Source organism: Bacillus cereus (assembly GCF_015071065.1).
Taxonomy (GTDB): domain Bacteria; phylum Bacillota; class Bacilli; order Bacillales; family Bacillaceae_G; genus Bacillus_A; species Bacillus_A cereus_BA.
Map to the genome: position 1 here is coordinate 52114 of NZ_VOVA01000008.1, position 23651 is coordinate 75764.

Genomic DNA, 23651 nt, shown 5'->3' on the forward strand with positions numbered 1-23651 from the left:
CAAATCGAACAGTGGTTTGTTTTTATTTTAATATAGGATGATTAACAAACTTTTCCTAAATCCACATGAAATTAAAACAGGACAACAACATTATTTATTATGTACTGCAAATAAAGTTTTGATTTCACATGCAATTCACCCTAAAAAATGAATATGAACACTTACTCGCACAAATTTCGAATAAAAAACAAATATACGAAGCCATAGAATAGACTTCGCATCAAGCATTTGATCACAGAGATTTATATGAAATTTTATACCCGCTTATACCTCAGCATTGATTACTATTTCAGTTTGTAGATTTCTATTATTATCATCACTAATTCCAACTGATATCCTCTTAATTGGCTTCTACATTCTGTCTCCCCATACTTATTAATGTAAATTCGAAATAAAGTTTAATCAAAATGGATTCTTCTTCAGCAAATTCAAGTTGATCTTTTTATATACATGCTATGTTCTAAAAGAAAATTGCTATTTTTTATATTCATACATTCCAGAAATACATTTACTTATCTTTCTCCATATATTCTTTAATCTTTCGTTCTTCCCACTCTTTTCCGAATATCCCAAATGGAAAAGTTGTCAAACCGTGTATAACGATACCGATTCCCCAACCTCCCAGTGGATATAAAAACCATAATTTACTTGAATCAGAGCTTATATTTATAAAAAAAAGCATTAAGTTAACTAGTATATAGACCGTTAAATGAATGTAAAATGCTTTTAAATTCTCCACCCTTTTTTTAGCTCGTAAATAAACCTCATCTCGCTCCACCCTTAAACACCTCTTTCAATATTGTATTTTTTCATCTTCGCTCCAGTGTTAACATCATATTCTAATCGGAAATCCGTTATTCTCAAAAAAACATCAAACAAAAAAGTACCCAGCAAATTGTCATACACATGATCATTTGCTGGGTACTGCATGATACATTTGTTATTTACAGGCGTCTAATTAAGACCAGATCCATACATCATCATTATTTTCAATGTTGTTCTTTGCTTCATGAACTTTTTCGATATGATCAACTGTGTTCCAGTTAATAGAACTTCCACCCCAGCCCACATACTTCATATCAATCTTCACTTTCTCACCCATATTAAATACTTGTCCCTTTGTTAAGAAAACATCAATAATAACTTTCTTCCCATTTATCGATGGATACTCAACTACGACATATTTAGTAGAACCGTCTCCCTCATCTTCCATCGTTCCTACTTTTGATACTTCCCCAATCACATAATCAAGAGAACTGTCTTCTTTCATGTGCATACCTAATTTATTTGACGTATTTTCAACTGTATTTGCAATCATATATTCCGTAAAATTACGCATCATAGATCCAGTAGCTTTAACCTCATCCCCAACTTTCACATTTGAAAGGGAATCTATATACACACTAACAGGTTCCTCATATTGCTTAGATTTTACACCAATTACACCTTTATCTACTTCTATTACTCGTCCTTCTAACGTCGAGAAATTCGACTCAATAGAAGCCGCACTCGCTTTTGACAGTTCTAATCCTGGTAAATTCGTTCCTGATAATGCTGCGATACCTAAAGCACCAGCTAAAATTAATTTTTTCATACCCATTATGAAACATCTCCATTCATGATGATTTTATTTTTTTGATTGGATACGACCAACCTGTAATCATTATAGTTACAGGTTATAAAAATAACAATCACTTTTCTCATGCAATCTTGCATACTATGATTTTAAAATATTCAGTAATAGAACTAGATTCTCGAATTACAAAAGTTGATTCAAAGCTAAGATAACCTTATGAGCACGGTATAAAGAAATTAAAAGCAGTTTTCGGTCTTAAAGTTAGCGAATACCTTTATAAAAACTCAATCAAAATCTATTCAACCAATTGAAAAAATTGATTTTGTCGAAATTTATTTTTATAAAATTCAAATTTCAAGGAGGTTTTACAAAATCTTACACAGAAGTATTCGTATATCGTAATGTAATTGGTAATTTTTCACGATTCATTTCATTTTATCTACCACGTTTAGACAAAATGGAAAAAACAATACAAAAGGAGAGATATAGATTGAAAAGAAAAATTGGTACAGCTGTTGTAGGATTATCAGTACTTGGTTTTGGTCTTTTTGGTGTAAACATTGGGGATGGCAGCGTTGTAAAAGCTGAACACGGCGATGTTCCTGCTCCGAAATTAGAAAATCATAGTGACTACGGCGGCGCTCCTGCTTATGATCATGGAAGACCTCCAGCTCCGAAATTAGTTTCACATGGAGATTCATGGGCTCCTGCCTTTAATATTGGCGATACGCCTGCTCCGAGACTAGAAGCGCATGGGGAAACAGCACCAAAGTTAGATGCCCGTGGCGACACTGGTGGTGCTCCTGCTTATAATATTGGTGAGGGCGGCGGTGCTCCGAAGCAAGAGGGGCATGAACATTTTCCAACTCCGAAACTAGAAGCTCACGGTGAAACTATTTAACACAAAAACCCTAGCTATGTAGCTAGGGTTTTTACCTTCTCATCCTATTCACAGCTCATGCAAACTTTCTCAACTTTTATTTTAGCACTGTGGTGTGACATCATTTTATTAAGATTCTGTAGTCGATCGCGGGCCCCTTTCTCCCTTAAAAAATAGACACCACCATAAAAACACAAGGACTTAAATATTTTAATCGCTCTTAAAATTCAGAATAATATTTATCAAAAGAATATTCCGTATACTTACTTTTAATTGTGTTACCATTATAGTTGCAACTATATAGAAGAATATAAAGGGGGGCTATTATGAACATTTCATTAAAGGGACCTACATATACAACAAAACATTTAGAAACTTGGTACCACGCAATCTTAACGCAAAACATTACGGAAGCGCAAGCTCAGTTTCAAGAAGCTACAAAAGAACATGAAGAAATGCTTTTGAATGGAACTGAAACAAGTCCACTCTATCATTTGTATTACGCATTACTCAAGTTCCGACATACCGCTTTGACAGATGGTCTATCAATCACGAAAGATAACTTTCAAATCATAGAGGATCAGGAAAAAACAGAAGATAAACACTTATCTTATCTGTATCATTATTATAAAGCGATTCATTTTGCAGCTATTAATCAATATCAGGATGCAGAAGAATATTTCTTAAAAGCACAAGCACTTTTATCGGGACATAGTCAGATCGAACAGGCTGATTTCTATTACCGCTATGCAGCTTATCATTGTCACCAACAACAACCAAGTTTTGCGATTGTAAATGCTTCGAAAGCATTAGAAATTTTTGAAACTCAACACGGATGTGAAAGAAATATTTCTTCCTGTTTAAGTGTACTTGGTGCTTCTTATGTAGACGTTGGCCATTTTGAACAAGCTGAGGAAAGCTATAACAAAGCGTTAGATATTCTTCAGAAATTAAATGAAGAATCATTACAACTGTATGTACGCGGTAATCTAGGACATTTATATGCAAGCCAGAATCTATCTGAAGAAGCGATTCGTCACTTGACGCAAGTCGTTGAAAAAATCCCTTCTCACTATAAGGCTATATTCTTACTTGCACAAGAACATGAAAAATTAGGGCTAATAGACAAAGCAAACGAATACATTGAAACAGGTAAGCAACTTGTATCTAAACTCGGTAATGAAGAGCACAAACATCACTTTGCTATATTAGAAGCATTCACGAAGCAAAATGAATTAGACCAAATTGAACCGATTGTTTTAGAAGGAATTGAATACTTCAATAAAGAATCTTTATATATCTATGTTTCTGAGTATCTTGAAAAACTAGCTCTAGCGTTTTATAACAAACAACAACACGAGAAAGCAAGTTCCTACTTCTTTAATAGTACAGTAGCAAAAAAATCGAATGAAAGAGGGTTAAAGAAATGAAAAAAACAATTGGTAAAATCGCTTTAGGTATTGCATTTACAGGTATTGCTGCATTTGGATTAAATGCAGGTTTCACAAGCCAAGCTGGACATACTCACTTCCCTTCCCCACCAGCACCTTCTTTATCTGACGGACATACTGGAGGCGCTCCTGCACTTAGCATTGGTGACGGTGGTGGTGCTCCTGAATTAGAAAGCATCAGCGATCATGGTGGCGATCATGCCAATACAGAACCTGGCGGTGGCATCTAAGTTACCAAAATAGAAATCTATTCATATTTCAAATGACCCGTATCTATAAGGAAACCATTTAACGTAGCAAATATTATGTATACGCATGATTTCTATTGTGATACTCTGTACCCGAGAGAAATCTCCAATACATATGTGGTTTTCAAGTCTAAAAAATACACCTATTGCATAGGTGTATTTTTGTTTCCAAGTTCCCCCATTGAATGATTACATCTTTTTATTCAATCCCTCTACCTAACAATTAAAGAATAATCCCTGAAAAACTTCCCTTCAATACTTCTTTTTCAAGTTGATTCATACATGTAAACATCGCAATGATCTTTGTACGATTTTTTTCATCGGGTTCAAATTGTTCAATTGTTACGTCACAACGAATTGTATCACCACTAAAAACAGGGCGTAAAAATTCAAAATCCATCTTGCGCGCTAATACGTTGTAATCACCGCCAACTTTTGTAGGCAGTGTTGATGTTAAAAGTCCTTGTACAACAAATCGTCCTTGTTCATCTGGTGTAACATGATGAACTCCTTCATCCTTAGATACTTCTGTAAATAAAACAACATCTTCTTTTGTAAAAGTTCGCTCAAAGGTAATTTTTTCGCCTACTTGCAATTTCATCGATACCCCTCCTCAAAAACACTTTATAATTTACTTTCTTAAATAAGAAAAACCGAAATTAACAATCATTTCGGTTTTTCCAAACTACAGAAGTCTATATTTATCCCGCATTAACGGTCAGTAAGACTCCCACCTCAAAATCCGGCGAATGCGAGGAAGTTAGGTGGGAGATAACTGCCCGTAAATGCCCGATTGGTTCAACTAATAATCAGTGGGGATGGACAAAACCCCCACTGATTAAAGTTTCACTTTACTTTAGCGAATGAACAAACAATCCACTGCGAAGTTTCGGCTCAAACCACGTTGATTTGGGCGGCATTACTTCTCCAGCGTCTGCGATTGCTAATAAATCTTCCATTGATGTTGGATATAATGCGAATGCTGCTTTATATGCACCGCTTTTCACAAGACGTTCTAGTTCTTCTAGCCCGCGGATTCCGCCGACGAAATCAATGCGTGAATCTGAGCGCGGATCATGTATTTCAAGCACCTGACTTAATAAATGATCTTGTAAAATAGATACATCTAAACCTTTAACAAGATCATTCGCATCAAATGTTTCCTCTTTCACTGTGAGCTTATACCACTTCTCGTTTACATACATCCCAAATAATTTTGGCTCATTTGGTTTATATGGTGAAGTCCTTGCTTCTTCCACATAAAAATATTGCGTAACTTGCTTTAAAAATTGCTCTACTGATAAGCCATTTAAATCTTTCACAACCCGGTTATAGTCCCAAATTGATAATTCATCATGAGGGAATAATACAGATAGGAAGAAATTAAATTCCTCTTCTCCTGTGTAATTCGGATATTGTTCTCTTCTCATAATTCCTACTTTCGCTGCTGATGCAGAGCGGTGATGTCCATCTGCAATGTACAAGTTAGGAATGTCTTCAAATGCGTTTACTAAAGTTGCAATTACATCTTCATCTGCAATCTTCCACGCAACATGCTCCACACCATCTTCCGCTGTAAATGTATAGATTGGCGCATGTTCTTCTTTCCAGCTTGCAATTAAACGTTTCACTTCTTCTTTTGTACGATATGTTAAAAAAATAGGACCCGTGTTTGCATCGCACACATCTACATGGCGAATACGATCTAGTTCTTTTTCATGACGCGTTCTTTCATGTTTTTTAATTGTATCATCTTCATACTCGTCAATCGATGTACAAACGACAAGGCCTGACTGCGTTCTTCCTTGCATCGTCAGCTCATAAATGTAAAGCGCTGGCTCTTCATCTTGAATGAACACTTCTTCTTGTATAAATTGCTTTAAATTTCCACCCGCTTTTTCATATACGCGATCATCGTACGGTGAAATCTCCGGGTCTAAGTCAATTTCTGCTTTATCAACATGTAAAAAAGAATATGGATTCCCCTTTACAACTTCTCTTGCCTCTTCACTATTTAATACGTCATAAGGTAAAGCTGCCACTTGCACTGCTTTTTCTTCTACTGGACGAATGGCCCGAAACGGTCGGATTTTTGTCAAGTTTCTCTCTCCTTTACACAATCATTCGAACGGCTACAACACCTGTAATTCTGCTTATATTTTCCACAATGTTCTCTTTCATTATATCATCAATACCATTATCAATATCAATCATTGTATACGCCCAAGAATGTTTACTACGATTAATCATATCTGCAATATTAATATGATGTTCTGCTAAACATCCTGTAATTTGTCCTACCATGTTCGGAACATTTTGATGCATAATTGTAATTCGTTTTTTTCCAATGTACGGAAGCTCTACGTTTGGATAGTTTACTGAATTACGAATATTACCTGTCTCTAAATATTCACGTAATTGACGTGCGGCCATTACTGCACAATTTTCTTCAGATTCAGACGTAGATGCACCTAGATGAGGCGTCGCTGTTACATTTTTCATCTTTATAACATTTTCATTCGGGAAATCCGTTACGTAATGTGTAATAATATCTTCTTCTAATGCTTTTTTAAGAGCTGTTTCATCTACAAGTTCTCCTCTTGAGAAATTGAATAGACGCATCCCTTTTTTCATCGTCTCTATAGCATGTTCACCAATAATTCCCTTCGTTTGATTCGTAAGAGGAATATGCAGTGTAATGTAATCACATGTTGCAAAAATTTCATCTAAACTAAATGCCCTTTGCACTTGCGTAGAAAGACGCCATGCTGTTTCAACAGATATATATGGATCGTATCCGACAACGTCCATCCCTAAAGATAACGCATCGTTCGCAACTAAAGCACCGATTGCGCCAAGACCGATAACACCTAAACGTTTCCCCGCAATTTCTGATCCAACGAATTGCTTCTTCCCAGCTTCAACAAGCTGTGGTAGTTCTTCTCCATCCAACTCTTTCGTCCAGCTCACTCCGTTTATAATATTACGGGAAGACATAATAAGGCTTGCGATAATAAGTTCCTTCACTGCATTCGCATTAGCCCCTGGCGTATTAAATACTACAATCCCTTTTTCCGTACAACGTTCAACAGGAATATTATTTACACCGGCACCAGCTCTTGCAATCGCCTTTAAGTCTTCTGAAAACTCTTCTTGATGTAAAGAGTAGCTGCGAAGTAAAATACCATCTGGATGACCTACTTTGTCCCCAATTTCATAGCGATTCCCATCAAAAATTTGCAAACCCTTTTCCGCAATTTGATTTAACGTCTGAACACGAAACATATCCCCATCTCCCTATCTATTCTCAAGCTCGAATTCCTTCATATAGTCTACTAATTTGTGTACACCTTGGGTTGGCATCGCATTGTAAATACTTGCACGCATACCACCTACTGAGCGATGTCCTTTTAGCGTAACGAAACCGCGTTCTTTCGCTTTTTGTAAAAACTGACTATTAAGCTCTTCTGACGGTGTTGTAAATGGAATATTCATAAGTGATCGATACGTAGGATCAACTGGTGAAGTAAACAATTTAGATTCATCTAAATAATGATACAGAAGTGAAGATTTCATTCTATTTTGTTCTTCAATCGCAGATACCCCGCCTTGCTCTTTCAACCACTCTAGTACAAGCTTCGTTACATAAATACTAAAGGATGGCGGTGTATTATATAAGGAGTTATTTTTACTGTAAGTTTCATAGTTTAACATTGTAGGACAAGAGCGATCTGCTCCCCCAATTAAATCTCTTTTTATAATTGCAATTGTTAAACCCGCTGGCCCTAAATTTTTTTGCGCACCCGCATATATGAGGCCAAACTTCGTAACATCATATTGTTCTGATAAAATATTTGAGGACATATCCGCAACAAGCGGCACTCTTTCTAAATGTGGAATGTCCACATACTTTGTCCCCTCAATTGTATTATTCGTTGTAATATGTACATAATCTAGTTTTTCATCACTTTGTAAATCATCCAGTTTAGGAATCGTAGTAAACTTCTCTTTTTCAGAAGAAGCAAGCACTTGTACCTCACCTACTTTTTCAGCCTCTTGCAGTGCCTTTTTAGACCATGAGCCTGTCAGTACATATCCAGCTCTTTTATAAGTAGTCATTAAATTTAACGGTATCATAGAAAATTGTAATGACGCACCACCTTGTAAAAATAAAACTTCATACTCATCAGGAATGTTCATTAATTCACGAAGTAAGCTACTCGCTTCATCAATAATACTTTGAAAATAAGAAGATCGATGACTCATTTCCATAATAGACATGCCTGTCCCGTTATAATTTACAAGCTCCTTTTGCACTTTCTCTAAAACTGGCAAAGGGAGTATTGATGGTCCAGCTGAAAAATTATACACTCTCTCCATCACCCAGATAACCTCCCTATTTCTAATTTTTATTATTTTTTAAACTTTCTGAATTATAACCTATATACAATATACGGTCAATTTGTTTTCCATTATTATGGCGCAAGACGCAATGGAATCGCTTGCATGTGCATATACTTTTTTATAAACATACAAAAAAGTGTTAAGTACATAATCGTACTTAACACCCTAATAATGAAAGAATAATAGCTAATTGTTCGTAAAGAACCGATCAAAAATTTGATAAATAGCAGAAAGACCAAATAACCAATAAATAGTGTCCACAAGCGCCGGCATAGAACCAAACCATTTCTCAACTACGTTATAGTCTAACGCTACAAACAACCAATTCAAACCGCCAAGAATCACCAAAATTACTGTAAGGTAAGACAAAAATTTCATTATGATTGCCCCCTAGGTGATAAGATGGTGAAAGGCCTTTCACTAGAAATATATGTAGTAAAATTCAAAACTTACCTATTTTATAAAAATTATTTTTTGTACCATCCATTAATAACTGCCTCTGCTTCTTTACTATGTATTTGATATGAATGATTACTATCATTAGATCCGATAAACCAAATTGAAAAACCTTTAAAATACGGCTTCGGTTCTAATACATCTCGGTAAGCACGCCACCCGTTAAGTTGTACATCTTTTGAAAACACATTTGAAACATCTGGATTCCACGGATTTTGCAAGCCAAGCTCACGCGCTGGAACATTAAATCCACCAAAGTAAACGGGCTTTCCTGTTGCTTTATGTAATTGTTCCAGTTGCTGAACGACATTTTGACCACGATTATACACTGTCGTCGCAAATAAACTTTGTTTTACTTCTTCGTATGATGGATTTCTTTTCCCTGAAACTTCAAACCAACTATCAATACTTACGATGTCCACCTTTTTTAAATACGGGCGATTTATTTTCTCTATAAACTTCGCTTCATACGAAGGATCCCAACTTGTTGTTAACCACCAGTTCATTTGATACAAAATATTTCCTTTATACTGCTGGCGAACAAAATTAATCGTATCGCTCCAGTACCCTTCTGCATATTCCATATTCACGAAATTGGAAGCGATCTTTAATCCGTAAACATTGTACTTACTTGTAATGGAATTAAAAATATCTTGTAAAACAATCGTTTTCCAATTCCAGAAGAAATCGTTAATATTACTTGGATTCCATTCTGTTTCTCCGACATTACCCTGCTGAATGTATGGGAACGGCTCCACTACAACTTGAATATTACGCTTTAATAATTCTTGAATTAAAATAATAGCCTGTTTCTTTTGCGCCTGATTAATTACCATGTTAGTAGAAGTCACATTCGGAATATCAACTTGAATCGGTACATTCACCGTATTTAAATTTAAACGCTCTACATCAGCTAACACTTTCGCTACATTTCCTACTTCCCATACCGTTACGTTTCCTGATTTTATTTTTCCTGATTGAACAGTATTAACATCTGCCTGTATATTTCCTGGAAAACAAAAAGAAAACAACATAATAAACACTCCTAAAAAACTTACTAAACTCTTATTTTTTTTCAAAACTTTCCTCCTATAATTTTTGGCATTCTTGCTTATTCTATACAACGTTTCACATATATTCCAGAAAAAAATTAAATGCTATTTTCATTGATAAAAGTGTTATTCATATAATTCTCCTAAAAATAGTAAGATAAATAAAAAAAGAGCGGCTTCCGCTCTTTTTTATCTTTTTACAATTGAAGTTATTGAATTTTTTCTGATAACCTAACCGAATCTATTTATGAGTATAAATAAATTTTTATACTCATAAATGTATCAAAAAAATTTTATCTATATTCGCTTTTAGTTTGTATTACTTTTATATTTACTTCATTCGTATTACTTTCATATCTTTGAATATTCATGATTACACCTCCATTATATTTGTATATAACATCCGCCTAATTATGATATTTGGTAAAATTCACTATTCGAGACGTAATTATTGCAGTAATCAAGATAATAAGAGCAGTTATCAAGCCAGATTCTCCAATCCAAATCTCAGTTTGATATCCTGTACTTGCACGTGCGAAAGGTCCTTGAATAATGGCATTCCAAGTAGTATGGATGATAACCGAAGGCCAAACGCTACCTGTGATAAGTCGTAAATAAGCTGTAATATAACTGAATGGCACAATACAAAAATAGATGCCAAGTACTGAAAGAAGGACAGATGTTCCCTCTACATATAGACCAGCAATAACAATTGGAACATGCCACGTTGCCCAAATCAATCCACTAATAAGGATGGGCCGTGAAAACTCTGCATCGACTAGCCTTGTGAGCATATAACCTCGCCAACCCATTTCTTCTCCCAAAACTGGGATTAAGTTAAGCAAACTTCCTAAAATGCCGCTCAATACTACTAGATAAATGAAACTGAATGGTGCCGTTAGATACTGAAGCCCAAGTATATTGTAGATTGGTTCTAACATACCACCTTCGGGATGCTGAAACCCCGCAATTCCGCTCAACCAGGCGATAGAATAAGTAATTCCACAAATAATCATAGGTATTAGCAGAGCAAAACCAATCCCCTTCCATATCTTTAAGTTACCGAGACTAAAAGATACATCTTTAAACCCTTCTTTCAGTATTATGCGAGTCAAAATAGAAGAAAATGCTGGGGTAAACATATATACCACAATAAGCGGCATACTTTTAGTAATTATTACTACTACATTTAGGATAATAGAAGTAATGATTAAGATACTCAGAAAGAGTTGAAGTCCTATTTTAGCACGTTGGATTTTATCTTTATTGTGGAACGATTTTGCGTGTAATATCATTGTAATCCGCCCTTCCCCTTTAATTCACTTGTTTATCGAATTTACTTCTTGTCATTTCCACAGACACAACTTAGAATAAAAATATTTTGGCATACAGATTAATTCATCTTTAAAATCCCTCCCAAATTTATAATCTAGTCTTACTTGCGACTCATCAATGTAATTATTATTTATAAGTTATCATAGCCGATAGTACAAAAGTGTAATGATTAGTCTATGACCTGTGTCAATTAACCTTATGACAATATGTAACTAGAAAATATGATATGGGATAGATAACAATTGAATTAAGGCAATTGATTCGTGCAAGTACATGAATCAATCTCGCTTTTAAAAATAATTCAATTGAGGTGGAAAAAAATGAATAAGAAAAGAATAATTGCAATGGTTAGTACAGCTTTATTAGTCACAGGATGTGGAGAAGTAGGAAAGGCTCAAACAGTAGCAGTCGAAAATTCAGGCCAATCAATCCAAAAAAATATAGTTAAATCAATACAATCACAGGCTTACCCATTAAAAACGATAGAGCCGTCAAAATCATTTGAGGATTTAAAACCACTTAAGAAAATGATTGGGAGCGCACAATATGTAGCATTAGGAGAGAATACTCATGGAAGCTCTGAAATTTTCACTATGAAGTTTCGCCTTGTGAAATATTTGGTTACTGAGATGGGTTTTACAAATTTCACAATGGAAGAAGATTGGGGAAATGGCTTAAAGCTAAATGAATATATCCAAACAGGAAAAGGAAACCCTAGGGATTTTTTAAACTTGTTATATCCTACTGATGAAATTATAGCCATGATTGAGTGGATGAAAGATTATAATGCTAATCCATCCAATAAAAAAAAGATCCAATTTATTGGGCTCGACTTAAAAGAGTTGGACCAAGGTTGCTTTAATAAAGTAATTGATTATGTAAGGCTGCATCGACCAGATTTGCTGGCAGAAGTAGAAGAAAATTATAAAGAATTGTCGGCTTTTCATGGAAGTACACAGGAATATATGGACCTTGCTCCTGAAATAAAAGAAAAGTTCAAAGCGAACGCTGAGAGAGTAGCTCGATTACTAAAAGATGAGAATAAGCAAGCCAACACAGAAATAGTTTCACCCGAGTACATCTGGGCGAAAGCAACGGCAAGTGCAATAGAGAAATTTACCACAATGCTAATTCCTAACGACTATCCAAGTATGTTAAAGCTACATGAGCAATACTTGGCCGATCATGCAATGTGGGCACAAGAGACATTGGGTGGTAAAACTATGGTATGGGGACACAATATTCATATAGCTAAAGGAATTATCGATGAGAAATTATACCCTTATGTTGCGGGGCAATTTTTGAAGGAACGTTTAGACAATAATTATGTCACAATTGGCAGTACAACTACGGAGGGGAATTTCACCTTATACAGCGAATATGATCCTTCTACTGGAGGTAAGATTACAACGCGTGCGATTCCACAAAATGTAAATAGTTTTAACTATACCCTCGGAAAAGTACCATATAACATGTTTTTATTGGATAACCGTCACCTTAAAGGACAAGCAGAAAAATGGGTTAAAGCAAAAAGACCATTACTAAGTATAGGGGGACAAATATTCCCAAACGAATCGGCATACTTTGATAAATCATTGCTTGAGCAATTTGATATTATTTTTCACATTCGAAAAACAAGTCCATCTCATATTAAATAAAAGTACAAAACAATCCCTTCTTGCATCTGCAAGAACGGGATTGTTTTATGAAGATTAATATAAGCATCTTTTTTAAACAGAAGTAGGTTGCTCTCCCCTTTTTAGCATCATTTAGAAATGTCATATGACACTTTTACACTAGTGAGAATGACAAAAAAAGCAGTACAATTCGGTTATTACATAGATAGGAGCGATGAACTTTATGAAATCAAGATTCATCCAGAATGGTTATTTTTTATTGCTAACTTTCGTTACAGGATTGTTTTATTTTTGTTTTTATCTAATAGCTCTGCTATTCAGCTTCACCCTTTCATTTACGGTAATTGGAATTCCTCTAGTTATACGCGTACTACAGACTACTACACCTTTTATCCAATTCGAGCGTATACAGACGAAAATTTATACCGATATTTCGACCGACTCTTACGATAGAAGTATAAAAATGGATACATCAAACTGGGCTCAGGTGAAATTAATGCTTATAGATCGTCGCACTTGGTCTGCTGTCTTTTGGTTAATGCAGAAATTAGTGATTGGCATTTTTAGTCTCATTAGTGCAATCATTTTTTATGTAATGCCACTTATGTTGCTGTTGGCACCACTACTATATCGCTACATCGAAATGAACATTATTTTCATACAGATAGATACTTTTTCCAAGTCACTCTTTGTAATGTTTATGGGTATAGTATTTACTGCCATAAGTATTAGAATAGTAGATCGTTTGACAAAGAAAATTGGGGGCTATACACGTAGTATGATTCGGCAACTAAATCAATAAAAGTTTGCAGTCTGTGAGTAGTATCGCAGTTTTAAATTTAAAAGTATAATAGACATGAAGGATTAAATTATAATATAGGAAGTAAAAAGGTAGGCTACTTAGGGGGTAAATGACTTGTTAGATATGGTTAAGTATTGGTTTTGGTACGATTGGATTATGTTAGGGATACGTCTACTTACTAGTGTGTCTATCATCCTAGCTACATTAAGTTTTCAGGATGGGTTAACATTGCCACTTTGGATTATTATTCTTTGGGAGGTTGTTGCCTTCTCAATTCCATGGGTAGCCTTACTGTTCAATTACAAATATTACTTGTTCACAGAAATACTGCTATATGGTGGACAATGTATATATTTAACCTCATTATTTCCGGAAGCTTACAACATATTTCTTATATCGGTGTTTCTAATTGCTGTAAATAGTAAGCATTTATCCTATTATTGGACAGCTCCAACAACAGTTTTTATAACAACTGGAATTTTCTATGCGGTTGCGCCAAGTAATAGCTATTGGACTATGGTCACCTATTATGGATTTGCTTATGTAATGGGATTCGCTTTTCATTTATTAATCGCCAATCATAAGCAAAATGAAGCAATTCGTAAACAAAACGCGGTACTTGAGCAATATATGTCTCAGATTGAACGCATTACACTGGCAGAAGAACGGAACAGGCTGTCGAGCGAGCTTCATGATACAGTTGGTCACGCTTATACTTCTATTATTATGGGGATGGAAACGTTGCGTACCGAACTTGCTACTGAAATGGGTATACAGCGGCTAGATTCTCTGCTTGAAATGGGGCGTAAAAGCATCGAGGACGTGAGAGGTTACCTACATCAAATGGATTCTCCGTGTCAATCGCCTTCCTTGATTCAATCTCTACAAAATCTTGGAGCCGAATTTCAGGAGCACGCTCAGGTAAATGTAAGTTTTAGGACATTCGGAGAGGAATATCAATTGTCTCGGCAAGCGAAGATCACATTCATTCGTTGCTTACAAGAGTCCCTTACGAATGCAGTACGTCATGGTCAAGGGACTGAAATTATAGTTTCATTGCAGTTTGAACAACAATATACGAGGTTAGAAGTTCAAGATAATGGAAAAGGAAATGTAGAATGGCAGGAAGGCTTTGGTATGAATGCGATGAAAGAGCGGGCAATGAATTTGCAAGGTCAATTGTCTGTATATACAAAGCCAGAGGAAGGAATGCTTGTTACTTGTACCATACCACGACAAACTGAAATAAAAGATGGACTTATTCATTTGTTAATTGTAGACGATCAGCCATTCGTTCGGGAAAGTTTGAGGACATTACTCGATAGATATGAAGATTTAAATGTAGTCGGTTTGGCTGAGGATGGCAATCAAGCCATCGATTTGTGTGGGCGCCTTCAACCCCATGTTATACTTATGGATTTAGATATGCAGCATATGGATGGAGTCGAAGCAACCAAAAAGATTAAGCAACAATGGCCACATATCCGCGTATTGATTTTTACAACTTTTCAGAATACCGAACAGGCGTTGGAATCATTTCGCAACGGTGCGGATGGTTTTTTACTCAAATCTATTGAAACGTTGGAACTAGCTAATACGATTCGACTTATTCACAAAGGTGGGACACTGATTGATCAGGGAATGTCTCACAAAATATTTGAGAAGTTTGATGAGCAAAAAGAGACACCACAATCAAAAGCAACCGCTTATGAGCTAACAGCTAGGGAGATAGAAATATTGCAACTAGTAGCAAAAGGACTTCGATACACTACCATAGCATCAAGGTTATATTTATCGAATGGTACGGTCAGAAATTATGCTTCCACGGCTTATACAAAGCTAGGAGTCCGTAACAAAGAAGAAGCTGTTCAAAAGGCTCTAGAAATTGGAATTATTGAATAACAAAATATTTTGCGGTGTATAAAAAGGAGTAACAAAGAAACAGAACGCTTTGTGTGGTTTCTTTTATAACAGAGTAAATAAGGCCCGTTATCGTATAAGTTAATGTTAAAACACTTACTGTTTTGTAATAATAAAATCATTGAATCTTATTCTCTAAAATACAAAAGCCTACTATCAATTTAACTGATAGTAGGCTTTTAAAATGATTTAAGAACTGGGTTATGTTCTAATTTAACAGTTTTCATCAGTGGAAATATTATTACTTCGGCTGTAAAGTTAACACTTTCCCTTCTATTCCCTCCGTATTCAGTGTAGTCGTATGATATGTTCCATTTACCCAATCATCTATTTGGTCATGATACCAATCACTTCTAAAATGTCCCGACTGTCCTGGTCCTACTATATGATAACCGTTTGACATATCTTTCGTATCAATAACGAATCGCCAAGAAGCTCCGTGATTGACAATACCGTTATCTCCGTAACTCGCTGCTTGAACGGTAACTTGACTTCCGCCAATTGGAACTGGTTTCTCACGATTAAATGCAAGTAAAGCTAACATACTAGATGATTTTGAGATTGGATGTGTAAAAGCAAGTTGATGGTAATCGCCCCACTTCCACTCCGCAACATCGGGCCCATATTCCTTCTGTAATTTCTTCATTACATTCTCGTACGATGTATGCACAACTTTTGTGAAGCCTCCGTACTTCGTAAACCAAGCGCTATTTTCTCCTGCTACTTGTTTTCGAATCAATTCATCAACAACTTGTGACTTCCCTTCAAATAACTCCATCACATCTTTCGGTATTTCTTTTGAAAATAACGTATTAGAAATCTCTTTCATTAGCAAATGAAAAATTAATGGTGCCGCTTCATTTTTACTATCGTAAAAATTCCATTTCGTTAATTCTTTTACTCCTTCTTTCTCTACATCAGATAAAGTCGTTTTATTTAACTCCTTTAAAAATATAGGGGCAAACTCTTTCCCATATAAATTTTTTTGATCCATCTGTAACTCTTCTAAATCTTTCACTGTATACTTATCCTTCTCTTGCAAAAACTCTTGAATACGCATTTGCCTATACGGCTGCGCCCACGTATTACTAATATGGTACGGGTAATCATCATCAACAATTTTATTATTCGCAGTTGAAATAAATCCTTCTTTCGGATTTATTACTTTTGGTAGTTTATCAAACGGAATGTACCCTTCCCATTCATATTCATCTGTCCATCCAGGTACAGGCAGACTACCATCACCTTTTTTACGCACTGGTATATTTCCATTTGCTTTATAAGCAATGGTCCCATCGTTTGATGCAAATACAAAGTTTTGAGTCGGTGTATGAAAATCTTGAAGAGCAGTTTCAAACTCATTCCAGTTTTTTGCTTTATTCATATTTAATACTGCCTTTAATTCAGCGGAAGGTTCTAGGGCAGTCCATTTCAAAGCAAATACTGTTTTCGTTTTCTCCTTCCCCTTATCCGCAAACTCTGAAATAACTGGACCATGCCTCGTAATTGTAACGTTATAAGGAATTGTTTTCCCATCTTTTACTTTAATAGATTCATCCACAACAGTAGCTTTTTCCCATTTATCGTTATACAGAAATTCGTTTTCATTATTAGGATTTCGCCTTTCAATATATAAATCTTGTACATCAGGTCCTGTATTCGTAACCCCCCATGCTATTTTGTCATTGTGTCCTAATATAACACCTGGCACTCCAGCGAAAATAACACCACTTACATGTAAGTCTTTCATGTCAAGTCTCGTTTGATACCATATGGAAGGTGTCGCAAGAGATAAATGAGGATCATCTGCTAAAATCGGCTTACCAGATGCACTCTTCTCACCGCTCACAACCCAGTTATTACTTCCGTTAAATTCAGGTGGAATTATTGTTTTTGAAAAACTTTGCGCTACATTCACATTTGTATCTTTTAGTTCAGCTAGTAATCTAGGTGCATCTTTCGGATATGTAGGAAATAGCTCATTTGCTTGCTCTTCCGGAAGATTTTTCAACGCCCAATATCGAAATGCCTGCCCATGCCAATGTCCTCCTAAATCAAACGCCATATACTTTCCAATCGTTAAAGAGTCCACAATTGACCATTCAACAGGTTCATAACCTAATAGAGTAAACTCCACTGGCAATTTCTTTTCGGCCTTCGCTTCACGTATAAAAGTATTCACCCCATCTGCGAATGACTGCAGGGCATATTTCGCTTCCCCATCATATTGACTAACAGATGCTTCTGCCGCTCGCCGTAAACCGAGCGTTCGAAACAATTTATCTCGATCAACAGCTGCTTCCCCTACAACTTCACTTAACATACCAGAAGCTTGTCTTCTACTTAAATCCATTTGAAACAAACGATCTTGCGCTTGTACGTATCCTTGCGAGAAATATAAATCATGGGCATTTTCCGCTTTAATATGTGGTACACCTTTACTATCTCGTTTCACCGCAACAGCATGTTGTAAATCCTCAAGTTTTATCGTTCCATCTATCTTTGGCATAGAACTCAACGTATATATGTTCAAAAAAATCATAGTGCAAATAAACAAAAAAAGAACGATACTACTAGACCAAATAAAAATTCTTTTTCCCCTATTTCGTTTCTTTTTTATGACGACTTCCATACAATCCCTCCTCTCTCAATCTATTCGCTTCTATTGTGAAAGAACCTCTTAGAAAAGAAGAAATCATTACTTGCTCATGCTATGGATCATACAAACTGAATACTTCTCTCTTACGCACTATTTCCTTTCCTTTATTGAAGCTTACTCGTCCTTTCTTACACCAATTCTTCAAAATCCCCTTTACATAAGCGAACGTCCCCTTATTATTTTCAAACGTAATTTTAAGTGCCTCTAGTACTTTATCTCCTGAAACTCTTTGCATCCATTCCTTTAATTCCTTCGCGATATATGGAGATAGACTACTAATGTTTTGTTCGTAAAATTTATAAACTTCACTATGCGGAGTGGCATCCTCTACTCTTTCTACCTCTTCCTTCTCTTGAATAATTACTTGTTGTGAATTACTATCAATCTCTTCCTCTGGCATACCAAAATACTGAAGTAATAACGGAATCTTGCATTCTTCTTCAAGACATTTACGTAAAAACTTATGTAGGAACTCTTTACTTTTCACCATCTTTAGCTCACGTAATACACATTTCTCTATGTTCGTATTAAAAATAGGATTATAGTGTAACCAATTTATTATGTATAACTCTTTCGTTTCCGTATCATATAAAATCTTTCCGTATTCAACAAATCGGTTCAGCAACTTCTCAACAGTCTCCATACTGTAACCTGTTTCAAGCTCTGCCAAACGCTTCGGTAATATGTAAATACCACATTGCTTCGTTTTCGTACCAGTTAACAAATATATGTAAAAATAACGCTCTTCTGGCGTTAAATCTAAAATAAATTCATCTTGCCAAAAATTCACCTGCACATTACGGTACACCGCCATCACTTTTCCCTCCACTCTTTGCTAGCAAATAGGAAAATTCCAATCCCTCAATATAAATATAGGAATGAGCAAACGATTTTGGCATTCGAATTTCAAATTTTTTTACTACTACTACAACGGTTTTATTTTTTCGCGCTTGTTTTGTTCTTGTAGTTGTTTTTGTTTTGTTTTTTCTTAGTGATTTATTACTTGGTAGGTGCTTATGAGGGGCTTTGAAGGGGCTTATATAGTGTTTTCATTTCCCTCTTATCTGATGTCTAATTACAAATGTCTCCAACAATCTTCATACATTGCAGACAACCATTATGATTCAACTGCTTATATTTACCTGAAAACAAAAAGCACTTGTTGCCTTCGTAGACAATTCAGTGCTTTAAGGTTGAAAGTTTATAAATAAAAGTGTCTATAATCGACATAGTTGATTGAAATACAATTCTGTTACATTTATTTTAGTAACGATAATATGATAGATACCGAATTATCTATAACTGAACGTTCTGGGCGAGATTTCATTAGTACTGTTAATCCGATTAAAGACGTGACTAATGTTTGCGCCAATGCTTTAGCGTTCACATCACTTTGCAGTTCTCCTGACTGAATTCCTTTAGTAATTAATCCTTGAAATATAACTGAGAGATACATTTGATGCTCTCTAGTCAGTACTTCAAATTTTTCATTATGAGGAGCAAGCTCAACCATTGTGTTAATACAAAAACAGCCTTTATTTGATTCTTTTTTATATTCCTCTTCCACCATATTTTCAAAAAATGTCCGAATTGCTTCTTTTACAGATTGTTCGTTTTGGAGTTTTGTTCTAATACTAGCTGCATGTAAATTTGTGTATCTCCTTAATGCAGCTTCAAACAAACCCTCTTTATCACCAAAGGCTGAATATAAACTCGGTTTTTGTATTTCCATTTTAGCAGTTAGATCGCTTAATGAAGTAGCAGTATATCCCTTCTCCCAAAAAAGTTGCATAGCAGCATCCAAAGTTTTTTCTTCATCAAATTCGCGTAGTCGAGCCATTTAAAACCATTCCCTTCCTTCATCTACTTTTTATGATTATAAATCACCATTTTATGTACCAATCAGTATATTATATATCGTATTAAATTATAAATAATATGTCAAAAGAAACTGAAATCACTTTACAATTCACTTGACATATTAACTTCTCTCTGATTATATTTTATTTACGAAATAACATACCGTTCGGTACGTTATTTTTCAAAAAAACAAAAGGAGATGATATTATGAATACTAAAGAAAAAACAACAACTGCTCTTACTCAGAATAATGATCAGTTCCAATTACCTATCAATACAATCATTCCCCGCTATATAACTCTATTATTTTCAATAGCTTGCGGGATGGCTGTGGCGAATATATACTTCGCTCATCCTCTACTTGATTCTTTATCAAATGAATTTAAGATTAGTCATTCCACTATCGGTATTGTGATTACTATTACTCAAGTTTGTTATGCACTCGGATTACTTTTATTAGTTCCACTTGGTGATTTGTTAAACCAAAAAAGACTTATTATTGTTCAAATGCTTTTATCCGTTTTCGCTTTAATTGTGGTCGGAGTCGCTCCTTCAAGTACCGTACTTTTTATAGGTATGGCCTTAGTCGGAATTCTTGCGACTGTTACGCAGACACTCGTCGCATACGCATCCATTTTAGCTGACCCAAAAGACCGTGGGCGAATAGTAGGTTTCGTTACAAGCGGCGTTGTAATAGGCATTCTCCTTGCTCGTACATTTGCCGGAACATTAACAGATCTAGCGGGATGGCGTTCCGTTTATCTTACCTCTGCTGTACTTATGCTCTTCGTAATTGGTTTGCTATATCGTAATTTACCTAATCTTGAACATAAAAAAACAACTATGACCTATCGTAAATTATTACGTTCTGTTCTCTTATTATTTATAGAAGAAAGGATCTTACGTATTCGCGGAATATTAGCATTGCTTATTTTTACTTCCTTCAGTATTTTATGGACTTCATTAGTTTTACCTCTAAGTGCTGCACCATATAATCTATCACATACAGCTATCGGAGCATTTGGTCTTGCTGGAGTTGCTGGTGCATTAGCTGCTACTAAGGCTGGACAACTGGCTGATCGGGGATTAGGAGAACGTACTACTGGCATTGCCTTAACTTTATTATTACTTTCATGGTTCCTAATTAAATCTATTAACCACTCTCTATTTTTATTAGTTTTCGGCATTATCCTTTTAGATTTAGCTGTGCAAGCTGTACATGTAACGAACCAAAGTATACTTTTCACAGTGCGTCCTGAAGCGAGAAGTCGGCTCACTGCTAGTTACATGATTTTCTATTCTATCGGCAGTGCTACAGGTGCAATTCTTTCCACAAATGTTTATGCAAAATACGGATGGAACGGAGTTTGTATATTAGGTGCATCCGTTAGTGCTTGTGCTCTTTTATTCTGGGCAATGACCTTACGACAATCCTTAAAACTAAAAGAAGGATAATTCATTTGTGTATTTTTTAATACGTGTTTTTCTACAAGGCTATAAAGTGAAACTTTGATCAGTGGGGGTTTTGCTCATTCCCCACTGATTATTAGCCTACACAAATCGGACGTTTACGGGCAGCCCGACTCCCACAAATAGCGGGATAAAATAGCATTTACTTTTTAACATAAATCAACGGCATTTTCATATTAAAAATGCCGTTGATTCCAAATTTTATGTATGTGATTCGCCATTTCATGATAATAGATCATATACCAGCGAAATACATCTATTACAAATTACCTTTAACTTTTCCAACAATCTCGTTTATCGTATTTCGATCTAGCTTGTCACTAATTTCGTATGGCTCACGATCTCCTACTAATTGTACGCCTACGATGTCGTTGCGGTCCTTACCGTATTGCACTTCAATAATAGATCCGCGCTCTAGTTGTTTCCAAATGAAGCTTGCTTCTTCTTTATTGTCCAAAGTAATACAGTCCTCAATATTTTCATTAATTCCAATTAACATGTTATCTTCAATATACCCAATCTCGTATTGTTGACGTTCTTTCGCTTTTCCGCTTACTAATATACCCGCGCTACCATATGAGTAATCCATATAGTCCTTTTGCTCCGTTTGTACCGCTTTCGGCTCTTGTGCTTCAGTTTTTTCAGCAGTCCCACAACCTGCAATAAGACCAATCGGCATAATCACAGTTAATACTACTCTAGTAAATTTCTTTATCATTTGTAACCAACCTCACGTGATTAAGCTTTAGTTTCATTTATCGCTTTATTAAAAGATAACATGACAGCGCGAAGAAAAAGCCAAATAAAAAATATTATTTACATTTCCCACTTATATAAGGGACTAGGCCGTTTAAACCTAGTTCCTACATAACTTTAACTTTTCTTTTAATGATGCTTCATCCTTATTCCTTTACTATGCCCTGTACATCATATGTATTAGAAACTTCTTCTTTCATTTTATATACCCTATCTCTTTTCTCATCACTTTTGATAAAAATAAGCTTCCCTGCCGTAACAAAACCTTCTAATATTAAGCATACTTGTCCATATGCTTTAGGCTTATTCGTTGTAAATCTTTCATCTGGCATTTTACCAGATCGTATTAATTGTTCGCATAGCTCAAGTGCACTTATTTCTTCCGAATTAAATAACCCCAATATATCTTGTTGCAATGGCGATAAAAGTACTGGTATCTCAGCTACCTCCACCTTTTCTTTTTTGTTTTCTTTTTCTTCTTCAAATAAATCTTCAAATGAAATTTGATTCATTACATCTTTTCCTTTCTAACAATGGATTTGTATAACATAAACTGAATTCTATATGTACTGGAACTTTAAAATTTAGTTATTGTTATGTAGTCCTTACCTTATTACATGAATTTCAAACTCATGTACATCGTTTCATATAGTATGTTTTGATTATACCAAATATACGTTCTGTTTTCTATCGTAGATTGGAAAACAGAACGTTTTACTGGCCAGCTGGTCATCCGAGTGTGCCACTTATCATACCAAGACGACAATTGAGATGGCTTCTTGATGGATTTGCTTTTCAACAAAAACAAGGTCATCAAGTTTTACATGCGAGAACCCTTCTATAAAAATCATATATAAAAAGGAATTTGGATGACTTTGTTGAATGAATTTATAAAAATGAATGAAACAAAAAATAACTTCAAAATCAACTTTTATTGTATGTTTTGGAGTTACTTTACGTTTCACTGTTTCTACCATTTTTAAATAGAGATAAATATTTATCATCTAGATATTATGGTTAAGTTTCATGCAGATTATTAAAATAGGTATCCACAATCTAGAAATTTATGGTAAATAATCATTACTTATATATAATTACGATATAAATTTTTAGTTATATTAGGTGTGTAATAAGGTTATTCAATA

The 23651-nt window shown here is 35.2% G+C and carries 22 protein-coding genes; 7 read left to right on the plus strand and 15 right to left on the minus strand.

What is annotated here, in order from left to right:
* Positions 1–508: 508 nt before the first annotated feature.
* Positions 509–778: a 2TM domain-containing protein gene (locus FT637_RS19190; RefSeq protein WP_193647658.1), complete on the minus strand. Its 270-nt coding sequence runs from the start codon at positions 776–778 to the stop codon at positions 509–511.
* A 180-nt stretch (positions 779–958) separates the two neighbouring features.
* Positions 959–1600, minus strand: coding sequence for a hypothetical protein (locus FT637_RS19195; protein WP_193647659.1), 642 nt, complete (start codon positions 1598–1600; stop codon positions 959–961).
* A 466-nt stretch (positions 1601–2066) separates the two neighbouring features.
* Here FT637_RS19195 and FT637_RS19200 point away from each other — a divergent pair, with 466 nt between their 5' ends.
* The 3 genes from FT637_RS19200 to FT637_RS19210 all read left to right on the plus strand — a co-directional run bounded on the left by FT637_RS19200 (position 2067) and on the right by FT637_RS19210 (position 4137).
* Positions 2067–2477, plus strand: coding sequence for a hypothetical protein (locus FT637_RS19200; RefSeq protein WP_193647660.1), 411 nt, complete (start codon positions 2067–2069; stop codon positions 2475–2477).
* A gap of 305 nt (positions 2478–2782) precedes the next feature.
* Positions 2783–3886: a tetratricopeptide repeat protein gene (locus tag FT637_RS19205; protein WP_193647661.1), complete on the plus strand. Its 1104-nt coding sequence runs from the start codon at positions 2783–2785 to the stop codon at positions 3884–3886.
* Positions 3883–4137 (plus strand): hypothetical protein, encoded by a 255-nt coding sequence (locus tag FT637_RS19210; RefSeq protein ID WP_193647662.1) that lies wholly within the window; start codon positions 3883–3885, stop codon positions 4135–4137. The genes FT637_RS19205 and FT637_RS19210 overlap by 4 nt, the downstream gene beginning before the upstream one ends.
* A 241-nt stretch (positions 4138–4378) precedes the next feature.
* Here FT637_RS19210 and FT637_RS19215 read toward each other — a convergent pair whose 3' ends face one another.
* The 7 genes from FT637_RS19215 to FT637_RS19245 form a co-directional block, all read right to left on the minus strand.
* On the minus strand, positions 4379–4756 hold the full coding sequence (locus FT637_RS19215; protein WP_193647663.1) for an enoyl-CoA hydratase: 378 nt from the start codon (positions 4754–4756) through the stop codon (positions 4379–4381).
* 250 nt (positions 4757–5006) lie between these two features.
* Positions 5007–6254 carry a DUF1015 domain-containing protein gene (locus FT637_RS19220; RefSeq protein ID WP_193647664.1) on the minus strand — a complete coding sequence of 416 codons (1248 nt, stop codon included), beginning with the start codon at positions 6252–6254 and terminating at the stop codon, positions 5007–5009.
* A gap of 13 nt (positions 6255–6267) precedes the next feature.
* Positions 6268–7440 carry a 3-phosphoglycerate dehydrogenase family protein gene (locus FT637_RS19225; RefSeq protein ID WP_193647665.1) on the minus strand — a complete coding sequence of 391 codons (1173 nt, stop codon included), beginning with the start codon at positions 7438–7440 and terminating at the stop codon, positions 6268–6270.
* A gap of 12 nt (positions 7441–7452) precedes the next feature.
* The gene (gene serC / locus FT637_RS19230; RefSeq protein WP_193647666.1) at positions 7453–8535 is read right to left on the minus strand and encodes a 3-phosphoserine/phosphohydroxythreonine transaminase; all 1083 of its coding nucleotides are present in this window, start codon (positions 8533–8535) and stop codon (positions 7453–7455) included.
* Positions 8536–8745: 210 nt separating this feature from the next.
* Positions 8746–8937: a DUF378 domain-containing protein gene (locus FT637_RS19235; protein WP_000670802.1), complete on the minus strand. Its 192-nt coding sequence runs from the start codon at positions 8935–8937 to the stop codon at positions 8746–8748.
* An 89-nt stretch (positions 8938–9026) separates the two neighbouring features.
* Positions 9027–10094 carry a glycoside hydrolase family 113 gene (locus tag FT637_RS19240; protein ID WP_193647667.1) on the minus strand — a complete coding sequence of 356 codons (1068 nt, stop codon included), beginning with the start codon at positions 10092–10094 and terminating at the stop codon, positions 9027–9029.
* Positions 10095–10474: 380 nt separating this feature from the next.
* Entirely contained in the window at positions 10475–11362 is an 888-nt protein-coding gene (locus tag FT637_RS19245) for a CPBP family intramembrane glutamic endopeptidase (RefSeq protein WP_070128741.1), read from the minus strand.
* A 360-nt stretch (positions 11363–11722) separates the two neighbouring features.
* On the opposite strand from FT637_RS19245, the gene FT637_RS19250 reads away from it, so the two are divergent.
* From FT637_RS19250 to FT637_RS19260, 3 genes are all read left to right on the plus strand, one after another.
* Complete coding sequence (locus tag FT637_RS19250; protein WP_193647668.1) at positions 11723–13060, plus strand: erythromycin esterase family protein; 1338 nt, start codon at positions 11723–11725, stop codon at positions 13058–13060.
* Between the two features lie 202 nt (positions 13061–13262).
* Positions 13263–13841 (plus strand): sensor domain-containing protein, encoded by a 579-nt coding sequence (locus FT637_RS19255; protein ID WP_193647669.1) that lies wholly within the window; start codon positions 13263–13265, stop codon positions 13839–13841.
* 114 nt (positions 13842–13955) lie between these two features.
* A complete protein-coding gene (locus FT637_RS19260; RefSeq protein ID WP_193647670.1) occupies positions 13956–15743 on the plus strand; it encodes a response regulator in 1788 nt (595 codons plus the stop codon).
* A gap of 259 nt (positions 15744–16002) precedes the next feature.
* Here the strand turns inward: FT637_RS19260 and FT637_RS19265 are convergent, their stop codons facing one another.
* From FT637_RS19265 to FT637_RS19275, 3 genes are all read right to left on the minus strand, one after another.
* Positions 16003–18393, minus strand: coding sequence for a penicillin acylase family protein (locus FT637_RS19265; RefSeq protein ID WP_193647671.1), 2391 nt, complete (start codon positions 18391–18393; stop codon positions 16003–16005).
* A 79-nt stretch (positions 18394–18472) separates the two neighbouring features.
* Positions 18473–19234 (minus strand): DnaD domain-containing protein, encoded by a 762-nt coding sequence (locus tag FT637_RS19270; RefSeq protein ID WP_193647672.1) that lies wholly within the window; start codon positions 19232–19234, stop codon positions 18473–18475.
* Positions 19235–19678: 444 nt separating this feature from the next.
* Positions 19679–20260, minus strand: coding sequence for a TetR/AcrR family transcriptional regulator (locus FT637_RS19275; protein ID WP_193647673.1), 582 nt, complete (start codon positions 20258–20260; stop codon positions 19679–19681).
* Positions 20261–20487: 227 nt separating this feature from the next.
* Here FT637_RS19275 and FT637_RS19280 point away from each other — a divergent pair, with 227 nt between their 5' ends.
* Positions 20488–21735: an MFS transporter gene (locus tag FT637_RS19280; protein ID WP_193647674.1), complete on the plus strand. Its 1248-nt coding sequence runs from the start codon at positions 20488–20490 to the stop codon at positions 21733–21735.
* A gap of 274 nt (positions 21736–22009) precedes the next feature.
* Here FT637_RS19280 and FT637_RS19285 read toward each other — a convergent pair whose 3' ends face one another.
* From FT637_RS19285 to FT637_RS19295, 3 genes are all read right to left on the minus strand, one after another.
* Positions 22010–22468 (minus strand): hypothetical protein, encoded by a 459-nt coding sequence (locus FT637_RS19285; RefSeq protein ID WP_193647675.1) that lies wholly within the window; start codon positions 22466–22468, stop codon positions 22010–22012.
* Between the two features lie 184 nt (positions 22469–22652).
* Positions 22653–23018: a DUF3895 domain-containing protein gene (locus FT637_RS19290; RefSeq protein WP_193647676.1), complete on the minus strand. Its 366-nt coding sequence runs from the start codon at positions 23016–23018 to the stop codon at positions 22653–22655.
* A gap of 237 nt (positions 23019–23255) precedes the next feature.
* The gene (locus FT637_RS19295) at positions 23256–23510 is read right to left on the minus strand and encodes a hypothetical protein (RefSeq protein WP_193647677.1); all 255 of its coding nucleotides are present in this window, start codon (positions 23508–23510) and stop codon (positions 23256–23258) included.
* Positions 23511–23651 lie beyond the last annotated feature (141 nt).

Coding starts and splice junctions, on each gene's coding strand:
- FT637_RS19195 (WP_193647659.1), bottom strand. CDS start 1,600: ATGGGTATGAAAAAATTAATTTTAGCTGGTGCTTTAGGTATCGCAGCA.
- FT637_RS19205 (WP_193647661.1), top strand. CDS start 2,783: ATGAACATTTCATTAAAGGGACCTACATATACAACAAAACATTTAGAA.
- FT637_RS19210 (WP_193647662.1), top strand. CDS start 3,883: ATGAAAAAAACAATTGGTAAAATCGCTTTAGGTATTGCATTTACAGGT.
- FT637_RS19215 (WP_193647663.1), bottom strand. CDS start 4,756: ATGAAATTGCAAGTAGGCGAAAAAATTACCTTTGAGCGAACTTTTACA.
- FT637_RS19225 (WP_193647665.1), bottom strand. CDS start 7,440: ATGTTTCGTGTTCAGACGTTAAATCAAATTGCGGAAAAGGGTTTGCAA.
- serC (WP_193647666.1), bottom strand. CDS start 8,535: ATGGAGAGAGTGTATAATTTTTCAGCTGGACCATCAATACTCCCTTTG.
- FT637_RS19235 (WP_000670802.1), bottom strand. CDS start 8,937: ATGAAATTTTTGTCTTACCTTACAGTAATTTTGGTGATTCTTGGCGGT.
- FT637_RS19245 (WP_070128741.1), bottom strand. CDS start 11,362: ATGATATTACACGCAAAATCGTTCCACAATAAAGATAAAATCCAACGT.
- FT637_RS19250 (WP_193647668.1), top strand. CDS start 11,723: ATGAATAAGAAAAGAATAATTGCAATGGTTAGTACAGCTTTATTAGTC.
- FT637_RS19255 (WP_193647669.1), top strand. CDS start 13,263: ATGAAATCAAGATTCATCCAGAATGGTTATTTTTTATTGCTAACTTTC.
- FT637_RS19265 (WP_193647671.1), bottom strand. CDS start 18,393: ATGGAAGTCGTCATAAAAAAGAAACGAAATAGGGGAAAAAGAATTTTT.
- FT637_RS19270 (WP_193647672.1), bottom strand. CDS start 19,234: ATGGCGGTGTACCGTAATGTGCAGGTGAATTTTTGGCAAGATGAATTT.
- FT637_RS19275 (WP_193647673.1), bottom strand. CDS start 20,260: ATGGCTCGACTACGCGAATTTGATGAAGAAAAAACTTTGGATGCTGCT.
- FT637_RS19280 (WP_193647674.1), top strand. CDS start 20,488: ATGAATACTAAAGAAAAAACAACAACTGCTCTTACTCAGAATAATGAT.
- FT637_RS19285 (WP_193647675.1), bottom strand. CDS start 22,468: ATGATAAAGAAATTTACTAGAGTAGTATTAACTGTGATTATGCCGATT.
- FT637_RS19290 (WP_193647676.1), bottom strand. CDS start 23,018: ATGAATCAAATTTCATTTGAAGATTTATTTGAAGAAGAAAAAGAAAAC.
- FT637_RS19295 (WP_193647677.1), bottom strand. CDS start 23,510: ATGATAAATATTTATCTCTATTTAAAAATGGTAGAAACAGTGAAACGT.